Genomic DNA, 16,115 nt, shown 5'->3' with positions numbered 1-16,115 from the left:
TTGGCTTTCAGTTAGGTTCACCACAGCTTTAAAAATTCGTTTGAATTTTTTTCAGCCAGAACGTAATCGTTTGCCTTTGATATCAATCTGAATGAAGCAATGTATGGTCAACGTGTAATAACAGCCAACATGCGATTGTTTAGATCGATTTAAGTCCCCCTACTAAGCTGCAATGTTTCTGGAGAAAGACATGCAAAAGAACACCCTCTGGTTCAATGGCCTATCCATGGATGATGTCGACAAAGTCGGCGGTAAAAATGCTTCACTTGGCGAAATGGTTTCTAACCTAGCGAACGCAGGCGTTTCTGTACCAAATGGTTTTGCGACAACCTCATACGCGTTTAACCAATTCCTTGACCACGAAGGTTTGGATGAGCGTATTCACCAATTACTCGATGAACTAGACGTTGAAGATGTAGAAGCTCTGCGTAAGACAGGTGCAAACATTCGTCAATGGGTATTAGAGGCCCCTTTCCCTGCGGACCTTGAACAAGAAATTCGTGAAAATTACCAAGAACTGATCGAAGGCAATCCTGAGCTTTCAGTCGCAGTTCGTTCATCTGCTACGGCAGAAGACCTACCTGATGCTTCTTTTGCTGGTCAGCAAGAAACGTTTTTGAACGTGAAAGGCATCGACGCAGTACTAGAAGCAACTAAGCACGTTTACGCTTCTCTATTTAACGACCGTGCGATTTCTTACCGCGTTCACCAAGGGTTCGACCACCGTGGCATCTCGCTATCTGCGGGTATCCAACGTATGGTGCGTTCAGATAAAGCCTCGTCGGGTGTTATGTTTACACTAGACACTGAATCGGGTTTCGACCAAGTTGTCTTCATCACCTCTTCATGGGGTCTAGGCGAGATGGTCGTTCAAGGTGCAGTAAACCCTGACGAGTTCTACGTTCACAAGCCAATGCTTGAAGCAGGCGAACACCCAATCGTTAAGAAAACATTTGGTTCTAAGTTGATCAAAATGATCTACTCAGATAACCAAGAAATCGGCAAACAAGTTGATATCGTTGATACTTCTGATGAAGAGCGCAACACGTTCTCATTGAACGACGACGAGATTAAAGAGCTCGCAAAACAAGCAATGATCATCGAAAAGCACTATCAGCGTCCAATGGACATTGAATGGGCAAAAGATGGCATTGATGGCAAGCTGTACATTGTTCAAGCGCGTCCTGAAACCGTATGTTCACAAACGGAACAAAACGTGATTGAGCGCTACGAGCTACAAAACAAAGCGGATGTTTTGGTTGAAGGTCGTGCAATCGGTCAGCGCATCGGTAAAGGCGTGGTTCGCTTGGTTGACTCTCTGGACCAAATGTCATTAGTCCAAGAAGGTGACGTGCTAGTTACAGACATGACTGACCCAGATTGGGAACCAGTGATGAAAAAAGCATCTGCAATCGTAACCAACCGTGGTGGCCGTACTTGCCACGCTGCCATCATCGCTCGTGAGCTTGGTATTCCTGCAATCGTTGGCTGTGGCGATGCGACAAGCAAGTTAACCGATGGCGCAACCGTGACCGTATCTTGTTCAGAAGGTGAAACGGGCTACGTTTACCAAGGTGAACTTGAGTTTGACGTAAAACGCTCTTCTGTTGATGAACTGCCACTGCTACCAACAAAAGTGATGATGAACGTGGGTAACCCTGATCGCGCGTTTGACTTCGCACAAATTCCAAATGAAGGTGTTGGTCTTGCTCGTCTTGAATTCATCATCAATAAGATGATTGGTATCCACCCGAAAGCATTACTTAACTTTGATGCACAAAGCGATGAGCTAAAAGCAGAAATCACTCAGCGTATTCGTGGTTACAAAGATCCTATCGATTTCTACGTAAGCAAGCTGACAGAAGGTATCGCAACCATTGCTGCGGCATTTTGGCCGAAACGCGTTATTGTTCGTATGTCTGACTTTAAGTCTAACGAATACAGCAACTTGGTTGGCGGTAAAGCATACGAACCGCATGAAGAAAACCCAATGCTTGGCTTCCGTGGCGCGTCTCGTTACATTTCTCCAGTGTTTGAAGACTGCTTCGAGCTAGAAACTCAAGCAATCAAACGCGTTCGTAACGAAATGGGTCTGAAAAACGTTGAAATCATGATCCCATTTGTTCGTACACCAAGCGAAGCAGCATCAGTGATTGATTTGCTAGCGAAGTTTGATCTGCGCCGTGGCGATCAGGGTCTTAAAGTCATCATGATGTGCGAACTGCCATCCAACGCGGTCCTTGCCGATGAGTTCTTAAAGTACTTTGATGGCTTCTCGATTGGCTCAAACGACATGACTCAGCTAACGCTTGGTCTTGACCGTGACTCTGGCGATGTTGCACATCTATTTGATGAGCGTAACCCAGCGGTTAAGGTGATGCTTCAGATGGCGATTGACGCAGCAACAAAAGCAGGCAAATACGTTGGTATTTGTGGTCAAGGCCCATCAGACCACGACGACCTAGCGGAATGGCTAATGGATCAAGGTATTAGCTCTGTATCACTAAACCCAGATACGGTTATCGATACTTGGTTAAAACTAGGTAAAGTTAGCAGCAAGTAACACACGATAAACTCTAGCCCTCACACTCCCCTTGTGAGGGCTTTGTTATTCACACGTCATTTCACAATCAGTTCGTGATTCCTCTCTCAAGTTCGTCATTTAGTCAATTTCATTATCAAAGTCTGATGACCTAAAATGAATGGTATATCGATAACTCCAGAGAGAATTTGATGAAAAAGCCTATCGCACTCCTTACTACATTGATGCTCCTGGCATCCCCTGCTTATGCCGATTGGGATGAAATTTCCAATAAAATGTCTGAGCTTGGCGACGCAGTTTCTGATACTGCACAAGATGCTTGGGACGACACCAAAGCGTTTTCAAAACAAGCGTGGCAAGATTTCACGAATTGGTCCGAGGAAGCGATCAATACCGCAGGCGAATGGACAGAAGCCAGCATCGAGAAGAGCAAAGAATGGATAGATGCTGCCGACAAAAAAATTGATGAGCTGATGGAAGGCGATACGCCAGAAGAAGCTCGCCAAGCCGTGGACTTAATGGCAGATAGCGCTTTGCTCAAGTTATTTAATGAAAAGCCGGAGGCAAAAGCTATTTACGACAACGCGTACGGCTACGCGGTCTTTGATTCTCGTAAATTATCTTTGCTGTTTCACACCAACTCAGGGTCAGGAGTCGCAGTGAATAAGGAAACAGAAGAACGCACTTATATGAATATGTTTGGTTTGGGCGTTGCACTTGGGGCTGGCGGCAAATTTTACCAACAAGTGGTTCTGTTTGAGAGCAAAGAAGACTTTGATACGTTCGTCAACGAAGGATGGGAGGCCACAAGTGAAGCCTCTGCTGTTGCGGGCGAAGATTCAGAGCAACTTTCAAAACAATTTAACAGCGGCGTCGCCGTCTATCAGTTGAACGCTAAAGGTTTGCTCATCGATGCTAACGTGTCTGGTTCTAAATATTGGGTTAACGAAGAGCTCACTAACTCGCAGTAATGCATAGCAACTAATCGCTTAAATAAAACCGTTGTTATGCACCCTTATCAATAAGTTAACGGGGATATGATTCCTCAAAACTGAGCACTTACGCAACTTTCTCTATGGAAGTCACCAGAAGATGGCGACTTCCCTTTCTCGTTGGATTGCTTTTGGTTATGCTTGCGCAAAACCACCTGCAATTCGGTATCCCATGCCTGACAATAACTTTAATAATCTGCTAGCAGAAGCAATTTCTGCTCTTAACACGCCTAACTTTACTCCTAAACTTATGCGTGTCATTCGCACTCTTTTTCATTTTGATTGCGCAGTTATTTTAGGTTACCGAGAAGGTAAACATCCTATTTATCTCTACGACTCAATTGAGAACGAGCGAGAGTTACTTTTTCAACGCTACCTTACTGACTCATTTCAAAATGACCCTTTTTTTCTCAAACTAAACGAGACAAAGCAACAAGGCGTATTTACGCTCAAAGACGTGGCGCGTAAAGGCGTTGACTTCACCTCATACTGCGAGCAGTTCTATCATCAAACAGGGTGGAAAGACGAGCTTAGCATGCTAGTCGAAGTTGAATCTGGCCGTTGGGTCATGCTGTACTTCGGATATATGACTGATGGAAAATACTTTTCTCAGCAACAAATCAATAAGCTAAAGCCCTATTTCCCGATAATTCAGTCGCTTTGTCAGCAGCATTGGAAACAAACGGAATTTACCTTTTCTGAGCCTGTTTTTGCACAGAGTGCTTATTCTGGCAGTATGCGATTAGCCATTGAGCAAGCTTTAGCAACGTTTGGCGTAGAATCACTCACCCGTCGCGAACAAGAGGTGGCTTCGCTTCTCGCTCAAGGGTTTGACACCAAAGAAATTGCCGCGCGGTTACACTTAGTTCAAGGCACGGTCAAAAATCATCGAAAGCGAATTTACTCGCAATTAAATGTGTCTTCATTGAGTGAGTTATTCCAGCTTTTCCTCAATCACCTCATTCTCCATTCAAGATAAAAAACTGTCCCTTAAGGGATATATCGAGAAAAGGTGTCGCGTTTTAGTCTGAATACAACAACCACTAAAACAGACAAAAAGAATGACGACACCATTACTGCAAGATTTACAAGATCGTGGCTTGATTGCACAAGCCAGCGATTTGGAAGAAATTCAGACACTTCTCTCACAGCCACAAACCGTTTACTGCGGCTTCGATCCTACAGCTGGCAGCTTGCATATCGGCCACCTCGTGCCTTTGATTATGCTTAAGCGCTTTCAAGATGCCGGACACCAAGCTGTTGCCTTGATTGGCGGTGCAACGGGCATGATTGGCGACCCAAGCTTTAAAGCGACTGAGCGCAGTCTGAACTCAGAGGAAATCGTCTCAGGCTGGGTTAACGATCTTTCTAATCAAATTCATCAGTTGATGAATCACCAACTGACCAAGCCGATGATCATGGTGAACAACGCTGACTGGATGAAAGCGATCAATGTGATCGACTTCTTCCGCGATGTGGGTAAGCACTTCTCGATCAATACTATGGTCAACCGAGAATCGGTAAAACAACGCCTGCAACGACCTGACCAAGGTATCTCCTTCACCGAATTTAGCTACGCCTTACTGCAATCGTACGATTTTGCCGAGCTAAACCGTCGATACGGTTGCCGTTTGCAAATCGGTGGCAATGACCAATGGGGAAACATCGTCAGCGGGATCGATTTAACTCGCCGTCAAAATGGTGAGCAAGTATTTGGCTTAACTCTGCCGCTGATCACCAAATCCGATGGTACCAAATTTGGCAAAACCGAAGGCGGCGCAGTATGGCTAGATCCTAGCAAAACCTCTCCTTACGCGTTCTACCAGTTCTGGCTTGGCGCAGAAGACGCCGACGTTTACCACTTCCTGCGTTACTACACGTTCTTGAGCTGCGAAGAAATTGCCAGCATTGAAGCGCAAGACCAAGCAAGCCAAAGCAAGCCACAAGCACAACGTATTCTCGCTGAAGAAATGACGCGATTTGTTCATGGCGAAGACGGCCTCGCCAGTGCCGAGCGCATCACTCAAGCTTTATTCAGCGGTAATGTGCAACAACTGAGTTTGGGTGAATTAAAACAATTAGAGTTGGATGGTTTACCAAGCATTGAGAGCGCACAGCAAGATTTGGTTGAGCTGTTGATTGAGTCGGGCTTAGCAAGTTCGAAGCGTGTTGCACGCGAACACATCAGCAACAACGCCATCAGTGTAAACGGTGAAAAAGTGGCGGCTGATAACCCGAGTTTAAGCTTCCCACTGTTTGATCAATATTGGTTACTGCAACGCGGTAAAAAGCACTTCTGCCTCGTAAAGCGTTCCGCGTAGCAACACTCGCAGTACAAAACCTATAAAAAAATTCCCCTCACCACTTTCGTGATGAGGGGAATCCAAATTTGAACGATTTTAAGCCTAACAATAGGCAAAGACGTTGCTTATTGCGTTCTTAAACGTTGCCAGTACTTTTCGTAAATCGCTAACGTTTCTGCGCCAACATCATTAATAAACTCGCCTTTTTTCATGTCTTCTGATGAAGGGAAAATAGTACGGTTATTTTTCAACTCTTCTGGCAATTTGTCACGCCCAGCGTTTGTTGCCGACGCATAACCCAAACTGGTCACGATTTCCGCTTGGTTCTCTGATTGGTACATGAAGTTAATAAATTTATGCGCCAATGCTTTGTTTTTACTGCCAGACGGAATAGTGAAGTTGTCCATCCACAATACCGCGCCCTCTTCCGGCATCACGAACTTCAGTTCAGGCATTTCAACCTGCCCTTGGAATGCGTTGCCGTTCCATTGCATGCCGACCGATGTTTCACCGGACACGTAAGGGACTTGCGGCGCATCTGAGTTATACAGTAATACGTTGTTTTTCAGCGCAACTAGAGAATCAAAAGCCTGTTCGATTTCAGCTTCGTCTTTTGTATTCACGCTATGGCCATTTTTCTTCAGCGCCATACCAAACACATCGCGCACGTCATCGATCAACATGACTTGTTGTTCGTATTGAGACTCCCATAAGTCTGCCCATTTGGTCACTGGTTGCTCAACCATGGATTCGTTGTAGCTGATCCCGGTAATGCCCCAAATATAAGGCAGCGAGTAATCATTTTTCGGATCGTGCGCTTGGCCAAGTAAACCGTCCATTGTGTCTTGCATGTTTGGCACTTGAGCGTGATCTATTTTCGAAAGCAGCCCTTCTCGCCCCATTTTTTCAATGAAGTACGCAGAAGCAAAAACCACATCGTAGCCAGAACCTTTTAGCAATTTTAGCTTGGTGTACATTGATTCATTATTCTCAAAGGTCGAATAATTAATCGTAACGCCTTCTTGTTTTTCAAACGCTTTTAACGATGATTCCGGCAAATAGCCACCCCATGCATAAACGTTCAACGTTTTGCTATCTGCATGAGCAAACATGCTGAGCACAAGAGCACTCAGCCCCAATCCTTTGATGATTAATTTCATGGTATGCAATCCAACCAGTCCAGCGACGCGCTGGGATTCGGGTGCATAATTAGGTAATTGTTACCCAATTGAAAGAAAATTTAATTAATCTTTAACAGCAAAAATATTTATCGAATTTATAAAATTAACGCATGTTTTTAATAGCGACTGTGCATACCAAAATGATGAGACATTCCATCTTCCATTCGACCGCCTTTCCAGCCACCAGAGCCGAGTAAATTAAGCACATCTTGAGCGGTATAATCGGCACCAGAAAAGAAATCATGCGCCACGTCTGAGCGTATTGCTTGCAATTCTGGTTGGTTTTCCAAATCAAGATCTTGCGGATTCGCATACAACGCCAACGCAATTTTTTGTTGGCACGCGCTTAAGCTTAACTCGCTGGTGCTCGTCTTTACCTGACCAACCGAAAAGTACTCACGACTGCCGTATCCCACTATCAATCTGGTACTCATTAGCTTAATCACTTTCTTAATGCGGCGACGTTGTATAAATCTCAACATGTTTTGTTATTCCTGTATTAAGTTGGCTATGTCGTATTCTTTTGTTCGAATTAAAACACTCTGTTTTATCCGCGAAATTTCTCTAGCGCTTTTCGCGATGATCGGTTGTATAATACGATCCTGAAATATTTTGTTACGTTACCTCGGTAACCCCTGAGACTGCAACATGAACAACAGCAGATGGGTCGGCTTTATAGGCGGCACGATTGTCTTACTTAGTACCTTTATCCTCTTCGGATCTTCCGTCCACGCTGCTTGGTACCGAATCCCTGCGGAAGCCATTCATGGTATCGCCTTCACTTTGGCTTTTGGTTTAGGGTTAAACAGCCTGCTGGCGTACGCGACGGCAGTGATTACTCTTGCTGCACTATTCTACATTGGCTTTGTCGTTAGCTATCGGGTCCATCAGAAACTTAAATAGTCTTCTGTCTCAACCTGAGCTTAATAACGGATACTTGGTAACTAAAAAGGGAGCAAACGCTCCCTTTTTAGTTATCAGCATATAGATGTTCTATGCCCGCTTTAATCATTAAGGTGGTATACCCTCAACGACTGCTGCATACCTGAAACATCATCACCTAAATACTCAACCGTCATTGGAACGTTGACCAACAGAGTAAAACTGGAGTCACTGAATCTTCCATCAGCATCACTCTCCAAATGAACAAAAAACGCAGGCTTATCCGCAATCAATGTAATTCGCCTCCCTTCAATAGAGACATCTATATTGGCTTTCACTATCGGCAAGGTTTTTAGCTCGTGAGTACTAAACCATGTGTTGCTTATTCTGTCTTCACCGATTTGCGCTTCAACATAGAAGAAGCCTGACGTAAGTTCATCCTTCTCGATCAATTCATCCAACTGCCACAAAATCGTATTGCTGTCTGCTATGACTGTTTGTTCTAAGCTCCAACATTGCTTTTCTTCCCCTTGCCAATCTACCCACTTAAGCAGTGCGTTGACGCTTGCGGACTCTTTGGCATCATTGAGCAAATGTAGGCTCAACTTGCCTGTATGCTCGGAAAATACCAAATACTGCGGCGCAAAAAATCGCTTCGCATGGTAGTGCAACTGCTTCCATCGACCACTGTATTCCAAACTAGACCAAGAACTGACAGGCCAATTGTCGTTGAGTTGCCAGTACAGCATGCCGCGACAAACTGGAGAAATGGCACGCCAATGATCGCATGCAGTTTTGATCGCGATTGCCTGCTGAACTTGACTTAAATACAGCATGCTCTCGAATCCAGAGGGAAAACGAAAATAGCGCGTGAACATCTCTGTGATAATACTATTACCTCGAGGGTTCTTCTGATGTTGTTCGAAAGTTGGGGATGTAATATTCCAGTCTTGCTCAGGGACAAACCGCTTAACTTCAGCAAAAGATGGCCAAGATTGAAAACCAAACTCAGAGCAAAAACGAGGATTCACGTCAAGGTAGGCACTGAATGATTTTCCTGAATGCCAAACGTCCCAAAAGTGCATATCGCCTTTACTATCATCATGCCACGCATCACCGAAATCCAGTTCACCATTACATGGGGAACTTGGCCAGAAACGGCGAGTGCTATCTTGCTCGGTAATCTCCTTCTCAATCATGCGGTTGAGGCGATCGTAGTTAACCGTGTATTTGACTTTACTGCGCTTAGATTCGTCATACCAACCAATAGCTCCAATCACTTCATTGTCACCACACCAAAGTGCGATTGATGGGTGCTCCTTGAGCCTAGGGATTTGGAATCTAAGTTCTTCTTCTACCTCTTTTAAAAACTCGTCGTTTGATGGGTACAACGAGCAGGCGAACATCATGTCTTGCCACACCAACAAGCCAAGTTCATCACAAAGGTTATAAAAGATTTCACTCTCGTACTGACCACCGCCCCATACGCGAATCATGTTCATGTTGGCGTCAACCGCACTTTGCAAAAGGTTGCGATAACGTGTTTCGTACTCTCGCCCCGGCATTGCGTCAATAGGGATCCAGTTGGCACCTTTAGCATTAATCGGTACGCCATTGACGATAAATTCCATTGCAGAGCCGTGCTCATCAGCTTGATTATTTAGAGTTAGCTGACGCAAACCAATGTTGTGCGTTAACTTTTGCTCTCTGCAAGAAATGGTAATGGGATAGAGATACGCTTCGCCATAACCCGATGGCCACCAGCGTTGAGGCTCCAAAATGTGGAACTGGCAATGATAGTGACCACTTCCTTTTGTTTGAATACATTGACGCTCACCATTAAATTCAACCATCATTTCATGGCGTTGACTGTCCGTTTCCACTTCAACTACTACATCAAGAAACACACTCCCATCGGCTTGCCATTGCTGCTCTGTCGAGAAGCCTTTGAGCCAAAGCTCATTCACAATGTCGATTTGAATGGGGTCGTAAATACCCGATACCATCAAGCAAATGCCCCAGTCCCATCCGGAATGGCATTGTGTTTTGCGGATCAAGTTCATGTGTGGAATTTGGTTGTTGCCCATTGCCGACGGAATAGGAAATGGCAGTTTTTTTGCTCTTGCGATACCTTCTAAATCCGCCCGAGCAAACTCAACCCGAATCGTGTTAGTACCTTGCTTTAAATGCGGTTTAATATCCACACGTTGCTGGGTAAACATGTTGCTGCAAGTTAGTGCTAGCTCACCATTAACATAGAAGGTTGCCAAGGTATCTACACGAGTTAGCGTCATCCAAATTTGCTTGGCAGACAACGTAAACGCGTCGACTTCAAACTCACGTGAGATATGCCACTCACACTCTTCAATCCATCGAACTTTGTTTTCATTATCGGCAAAATAAGGATCTGGAATCTGCTCTGCTTGTAAAAGCGCCGACACATTATCGCCCGGAATAAACATTGGAATTTCAAGATTGGGACGCTGTGGCGAGGTAAGCATCCACTGCCCGTTAAGTTCGAAGTGAGCCATCGAGTTAAACCTTAGCTTGGGAAAAACATGTTTTCTCAATGTAATCCTGACAATCCCATGCAAAAACAAGGGAAATGTTAATTACATACGAAATGCGGTGCATTTCACGTAAAAACTCTTTCTTTTGATCTCTACCCAAAAATCAGCAACTTGGCTAACCTGTTAAAAATTAATCGAAATCTAAGGTTATATTTGCAACTTCGACATGTTAACATCATCGGCTTTTTGAACATCCTCACACTTTTCGTTGAAACGATGTGAGGGGAAATGCACGGCTTCATAGCCCTAAAAAGCGAAGTAATTATGTCAAATATGACGAATGCCGCCTCCCACACAGCGCCTATTCAGGATGCTGACTATTCTGCTATTCATCCCCCATCTTTACTCAAGCGCCTCGAACTCACCAATCCTGTCTTTTGGTTAAGTGGTAGCTTCCTCACTCTATTCGTTTTACTTGCTCTAACGAATACCGACTCTCTAACCGCAATGGTTAACACCGGCTTCGGCTTTGCTACTAAATATTTCGGAGCTTACTGGCAAGTACTGCTTCTTCTGAATTTCCTAATTGGTTTGGCTCTTGCGTTTGGTCGCACTGGTTATGTGCGCCTAGGTGGTCTAGCGAAACCTGATATTGATAACTTTAAGTGGTTGTCAATCGTACTCTGTACTCTACTTGCAGGTGGTGGTGTGTTCTGGGCCGCAGCTGAGCCTATCGCGCACTTTGTGACTGCTCCGCCTCTATACGGGGAAGCCTCACCGAAAACTGCCGCAATCAATGCCCTATCTCAGTCTTTTATGCACTGGGGCTTCTTAGCTTGGGCGATCCTTGGTGGTCTATCTTCCATTGTCTTAATGCACTTGCATTACGATAAAGGCCTGCCTCTTAAGCCGCGTACTCTGCTTTACCCTGTGTTTGGTGATAAAGCCATTAAAGGCTGGATTGGTGATGTTGCTGACGCATGTAGCATCATTGCAGTAGCAGCAGGAACCATCGGTCCTATCGGCTTCTTAGGTTTACAAATTAGCTACGCGCTAAACTCATTGTTTGGCCTGCCAGATACGTTCGTAACGCAAAGCATGGTTATCATGGCGGCGATCCTGATGTATACCCTTTCCGCACTGAGCGGTTTGAGCAAGGGTATTCAAATCGTCAGTCGTTACAACATCATTTTGTCTGTACTATTAATTGGTTACATCCTGTTCTTCGGGCCGACAAGCTTTATCGTTGATGGCTACGTGCAAGGCGTTGGTCGTATGGTGGATAACTTCTTCCCTATGGCACTTTACCGTGGTGATACAGGCTGGCTAAGTTGGTGGACAGTATTCTTCTGGGGTTGGTTTATCGGTTATGGCCCAATGATGGCGATCTTTATTGCTCGTATCTCTCGTGGTCGTACAATTCGCCAATTAATCATGTCAATTAGCATCGCGGCACCGCTGATTACTTGCTTCTGGTTTAGTATCGTTGGTGGCAGTGGCCTTGCGTTTGAACTTGATAACCCTGGTTTGATTTCATCTGCGTTTGAAGGCTTTAACTTGCCTGCAGCACTGCTAGCGATTACTGGTGAATTACCTTACCCAATGATCATTTCGGTTCTGTTCCTGATCTTAACGACAACATTTATCGTGACGACGGGTGACTCGATGACTTACACAATCAGTGTAGTGATGACGGGCTCAACAGAACCAAACGCAGTGATTCGCTCGTTCTGGGGTCTGATTATGGGTATTGTCGCTATTGCGCTCATCTCAATGGGCTCTGGTGGTATTTCTGCATTGCAGTCTTTCATTGTGATTACCGCCGTGCCTGTGTCTTTCATTTTGCTGCCAAGCATTTGGAAAGCACCCGGCATTGCAAGCAGAATGGCGAAAGAGCAAGGCCTCGTTTAAACCGCCTCTCTAACCAATATGCGAAAAAGAGCCCTTCATTGGGCTCTTTTTAATTCTGCGCTTTATCCTACGCTATCAATGCGAATCATCACTGCGTCTGGACGCCAATACTCGAATTCGCAGTCCATTAAATGCCCATCTTGTTTGTAGTTTACCCGCCGAATTTTCAGAACGGGTTGTCCTTCAGCTAGGTTCAACGCCCTAGCGACATGAGCAGGAGCTGACGTGGGAATCACATCAAAACAAGAGCGCTTTGTCTCGTAACCATACTTCTCACGATAAATGCCCGTCAGGGACATGGTGAGGTTCTCAGACAATATACCCTCAAACAGTGCCGCTTTGAGCACGTTCTCAACAAACAATACCGCTCGCCCATCAATAAAACGTAACCGTTCAATTACATAAATTGGGGTAATTCGCTCCACCTCTAACGATTTGGCATACTCACCTGCGGCCATTTCACTTCGCACGTTGAGTAACTTAGTTTCTGCAATACGATGCTGCTCTCGAATCATCTGATGGAAGTGAGAACGAGACAACGGGTTGTAACAGATACGCTCAGGAGATACATACCAACCCCGGCGCTCTTCTCGATAAATAAGACCTTCAGTTTCTAAAGACACCAACGCATCTTTGATAGTGATTCGAGTTGTAGAAAACAGCTCACTGAGCTCTCTCTCTGACGGCAGTTTTTGTCCTTCCGACATGATGCCGGAAAGAATCTGCTGTTTTAAGCTGCTTCTAATTTTTCCTAATTGGGTACCAAATTGTCCGGTGCCTGTCGCTCTCATTCTGATCTAGTCCAAGGATAATTTGACGAATAACATAAGGCGTTTAAGTAACAAAAATATGACATTAATCAACAGAACACATACTGAACGTATGAAATATAAGTGCCATATAAAATCAGCAAAACTGTCAAATTACTTGCGCTAAATCGTCACATTCCATCCATAGCATACAAAGCGAACTTACTGACCTAGTCCAGAAGGATGGAGACAATGAAAACTTTGCTAAGTCGTTCAATTACCGCACCAGCGGCAATCATTGCGGTAACGCTCGCTACGCCAACAGTAGCGAAAGAAGCCGATATTGAATCTTTGGTAGCAGCAGCACAAAAAGAAGGGGCGGTTTACAGTGTGGGTATGCCTGACAGTTGGGCAAACTGGAAAGACACTTGGGCTGATTTAAAGTCAAATTACAACCTTAAGCACCAAGACACGGATATGAGCTCGGCTCAAGAAATCGCAAAATTCGAAGCTGAGAAGAAAAACGCGACCGCAGACATTGGTGACGTAGGCTTTGCCTTCGCACGTGTAGCGGTAAAAAAAGGCGTCACTCAGCCATATAAACCAACAACTTGGAATGACATCCCAGATTGGGCAAAAGACGAAGATGGTCATTGGGCACTTGCTTACACTGGCACTATTTCTTTTATCTCCAACAATAACCTCGTAAAAGACGCGCCAAAAACGTGGGATGACCTATTAAAAGGCGACTACAAAGTGACCGTAGGTGACGTAGGCGTAGCAGCACAGGCAAACAACGCGGTTCTCGCCGCAGCGTTCGCCAACGGTGGGGACGAATCCAACCTCAAGCCTGCGCTCAAATTCTTTTCTGAACTCGCGAAGCAAGGTCGTCTTTCATTTACCGATCCGAACATCGCCAACCTAGAAAAAGGCGAAGTGGAAGTGGCGATCATGTGGGACTTCAATGCATTGAACTACCGCGACAAAATTGACCGCGACCGCTTTACAGTGAGCATTCCTCAAGATGGCTCTGTGATTTCTGGTTATACAACCATAATCAATAAATACGCGAAGAACCCTAATGCAGCAAAACTTGCTCGTGAATACATCTTCAGCGATCAAGGGCAAATCAACTTAGCAGAAGGTTATGCGCGTCCAATCCGCACCAACATCACACTGCCTCAAGCAGTGCAAGACAAGCTAATTGCTAATGACCAATACAGCAATGTTCACCCAGTGACTGACTTCTCAGCTTGGGAAAAGTCCGCACGTAAGCTGCCACGTCAATGGCAAGAAAGTGTCTTAATCCACCAGCAATAAGAGTAAGTCGTTATGAGCAATAAGGTCATCCTTGTTGTTCTAGATGGACTGAACTATCAGGTAGCCCGTGATTGCATGGGCTACCTCAATGGTCTTCTAGAACAAAGTCGTTCCCAACAAGAAACTCGCGCAACGCTTTATCCTGTGCAGTGTGAGCTGCCCTCTATGTCTCGCCCACTTTATGAGTGCATTTTAACGGGCGTTCGCCCTGTAGAAAGCGGCATCGTAAACAACAATATCGTTCGTCTATCCAAACACGATTCCATTTTCAGTTTGGCAAAAGCCCAAGGAAAAGTGACCGCTGCGGCTGCCTACCACTGGGTAAGTGAGCTTTATAATCGCGCGCCATTTGAACCTGTTCGCGATCGTTTCACGCATGATGAAACCCTGAATATCCAGCACGGCTGCTTTTACCATTGGGATCATTATCCTGATGAAGCCTTGTTCCTGGACGCAGAGTATTTACGCCGCAACTATCAACCTGATTTCTTATTGATCCATCCGATGAATATCGACGATACAGGACATAAGTTTGGCCTAGACTCTCGCCAATACCGCAATTGTGCGCGAGGTGCAGACATTATTCTTTCCAACTACATCGATCAATGGCTTGCTGATGGGTATCAAATCATTGTGACCAGCGATCATGGCATGAACAACGATCTTTCTCACGGTGGGATTTTACCTGAAGAACGAGAAGTTCCCCTGTTTGTCATTGGTGATAAGTTTACCCATCAAGATTGTCATATTAAGCAAACTGATATTTGTGGCACCGTTTGTCAATTGCTAAACCTTGACCACACGAAGCCATACACTCAGGAATTGTTAGCACTATGAGCAGTTCAGTCCTCTCCCCAAGCTCTAGCGAATCACGTTCAAATTTGGCAAGTACTTGGTTAAAGCGCTTTAAGCCAGCCATTTGGTTGGCACCTTTCGCACTGTTTTTCTATCTATTTCAACTCGCACCGATGATTTGGGTGCTGTTAAACAGCTTTATCTACGATGGCGAGTTTGCCTTCGATAACTACATTGAAGTGCTCGACTCCGCCTTTATGATGCAGGCGTTTGGCAACAGTTTGTGGTTAGCTGTGTGGTCGAGCATTTTTGGCTTAGCCATTGCGACTCTGTTGGTCTCTTCTCTGCGCAGAGTCGATTCTAAAGTCCGCGACGGTGTGATTGCGTTTACGAACATGAGCAGCAACTTTGCAGGCGTACCTCTGTCATTCGCTTTTATTATTATTTTGGGCACCAATGGGGCGATTACCCTTTTGCTCAAGCAGTATGGCTTACTCGGTGATTTCGACCTTTATGGTAAATGGGGCCTGCTGGCAATTTACATCTACTTCCAAATCCCGCTGGCGGTGTTGTTGCTCTACCCTGCGTTCGATGCGTTGAGTGATGATTGGCAAGCAGCTGCTGCGCTACTGGGAGCCAAAACATCACAGTATTGGGCGAAAATCGCTCTGCCAGTGCTCTCACCAGCCTTATTCGGTACCTTTATTATCTTAATAGCCAACGCAATCGGCGCATATGCGAGTGTTTATGCGCTGACCTCCGGTAACTATAACGTCATCACAATTCGAATTGCGAGTCTGGTATCGGGAGACCTGTTCCTTGAACCTAATCTCGCCGCTGCAATTTCAGTGATTCTAATGGCGTTACTTGCCTTTATCACAGTGATTAACCAATGGCTCATTTCGAAAAGCTATGCAGGTAGGAAGTAGT

General features: G+C 45.2%; 13 protein-coding genes. 9 read left to right on the top strand and 4 right to left on the bottom strand.

Annotated features, from left to right (window positions below; translation table 11 throughout):
* The first annotated feature begins 190 nt into the window (after positions 1 to 190).
* From ppsA to tyrS, 4 genes are all read left to right on the top strand, one after another.
* On the top strand, positions 191 to 2,563 hold the full coding sequence (ppsA, locus tag R7Z10_RS05705; protein WP_005373822.1) for a phosphoenolpyruvate synthase: 2,373 nt from the start codon (positions 191 to 193) through the stop codon (positions 2,561 to 2,563).
* Positions 2,564 to 2,733: 170 nt separating this feature from the next.
* Positions 2,734 to 3,513 (top strand): hypothetical protein, encoded by a 780-nt coding sequence (locus tag R7Z10_RS05700; RefSeq protein ID WP_005373824.1) that lies wholly within the window; start codon positions 2,734 to 2,736, stop codon positions 3,511 to 3,513.
* A gap of 193 nt (positions 3,514 to 3,706) precedes the next feature.
* Entirely contained in the window at positions 3,707 to 4,513 is an 807-nt protein-coding gene (locus tag R7Z10_RS05695; RefSeq protein WP_021707696.1) for a response regulator transcription factor, read from the top strand.
* Positions 4,514 to 4,595: 82 nt separating this feature from the next.
* A complete protein-coding gene (gene tyrS / locus R7Z10_RS05690) occupies positions 4,596 to 5,855 on the top strand; it encodes a tyrosine--tRNA ligase (protein WP_318104288.1) in 1,260 nt (419 codons plus the stop codon).
* A 107-nt stretch (positions 5,856 to 5,962) separates the two neighbouring features.
* Here the strand turns inward: tyrS and R7Z10_RS05685 are convergent, their stop codons facing one another.
* Both R7Z10_RS05685 and R7Z10_RS05680 read right to left on the bottom strand, forming a co-directional pair.
* Positions 5,963 to 6,997 carry a PotD/PotF family extracellular solute-binding protein gene (locus R7Z10_RS05685; protein ID WP_064369399.1) on the bottom strand — a complete coding sequence of 345 codons (1,035 nt, stop codon included), beginning with the start codon at positions 6,995 to 6,997 and terminating at the stop codon, positions 5,963 to 5,965.
* A 137-nt stretch (positions 6,998 to 7,134) separates the two neighbouring features.
* Complete coding sequence (locus R7Z10_RS05680) at positions 7,135 to 7,500, bottom strand: DUF6559 family protein (RefSeq protein ID WP_054576155.1); 366 nt, start codon at positions 7,498 to 7,500, stop codon at positions 7,135 to 7,137.
* 166 nt (positions 7,501 to 7,666) lie between these two features.
* Between R7Z10_RS05680 and R7Z10_RS05675 the strand changes: the two genes are divergently transcribed.
* On the top strand, positions 7,667 to 7,921 hold the full coding sequence (locus tag R7Z10_RS05675; protein WP_005387084.1) for a hypothetical protein: 255 nt from the start codon (positions 7,667 to 7,669) through the stop codon (positions 7,919 to 7,921).
* Positions 7,922 to 8,022: 101 nt separating this feature from the next.
* Here R7Z10_RS05675 and R7Z10_RS05670 read toward each other — a convergent pair whose 3' ends face one another.
* Positions 8,023 to 10,431: a glycoside hydrolase family 2 protein gene (locus R7Z10_RS05670; RefSeq protein ID WP_318104285.1), complete on the bottom strand. Its 2,409-nt coding sequence runs from the start codon at positions 10,429 to 10,431 to the stop codon at positions 8,023 to 8,025.
* Between the two features lie 303 nt (positions 10,432 to 10,734).
* Here R7Z10_RS05670 and R7Z10_RS05665 point away from each other — a divergent pair, with 303 nt between their 5' ends.
* A complete protein-coding gene (locus tag R7Z10_RS05665) occupies positions 10,735 to 12,321 on the top strand; it encodes a BCCT family transporter (protein ID WP_005373846.1) in 1,587 nt (528 codons plus the stop codon).
* Positions 12,322 to 12,383: 62 nt separating this feature from the next.
* Here R7Z10_RS05665 and R7Z10_RS05660 read toward each other — a convergent pair whose 3' ends face one another.
* On the bottom strand, positions 12,384 to 13,112 hold the full coding sequence (locus R7Z10_RS05660; RefSeq protein ID WP_318104281.1) for a UTRA domain-containing protein: 729 nt from the start codon (positions 13,110 to 13,112) through the stop codon (positions 12,384 to 12,386).
* Between the two features lie 210 nt (positions 13,113 to 13,322).
* On the opposite strand from R7Z10_RS05660, the gene R7Z10_RS05655 reads away from it, so the two are divergent.
* The 3 genes from R7Z10_RS05655 to R7Z10_RS05645 are packed head-to-tail and all read left to right on the top strand — an operon-like array spanning position 13,323 to position 16,114.
* Complete coding sequence (locus tag R7Z10_RS05655; RefSeq protein ID WP_005373851.1) at positions 13,323 to 14,390, top strand: ABC transporter substrate-binding protein; 1,068 nt, start codon at positions 13,323 to 13,325, stop codon at positions 14,388 to 14,390.
* 12 nt (positions 14,391 to 14,402) lie between these two features.
* The gene (locus R7Z10_RS05650) at positions 14,403 to 15,227 is read left to right on the top strand and encodes an alkaline phosphatase family protein (protein ID WP_005373854.1); all 825 of its coding nucleotides are present in this window, start codon (positions 14,403 to 14,405) and stop codon (positions 15,225 to 15,227) included.
* Positions 15,224 to 16,114: an ABC transporter permease subunit gene (locus tag R7Z10_RS05645; protein WP_017633568.1), complete on the top strand. Its 891-nt coding sequence runs from the start codon at positions 15,224 to 15,226 to the stop codon at positions 16,112 to 16,114. The genes R7Z10_RS05650 and R7Z10_RS05645 overlap by 4 nt, the downstream gene beginning before the upstream one ends.
* The last annotated feature ends 1 nt before the right edge of the window (position 16,115 follow it).

The organism is Vibrio sp. Vb1018, assembly GCF_033338775.1.
Classification (GTDB): Bacteria; Pseudomonadota; Gammaproteobacteria; order Enterobacterales; family Vibrionaceae; genus Vibrio; species Vibrio alginolyticus.
Note: the sequence above shows the minus strand (reverse complement) of the source record. Positions and strands in the feature narration are given on the sequence as shown.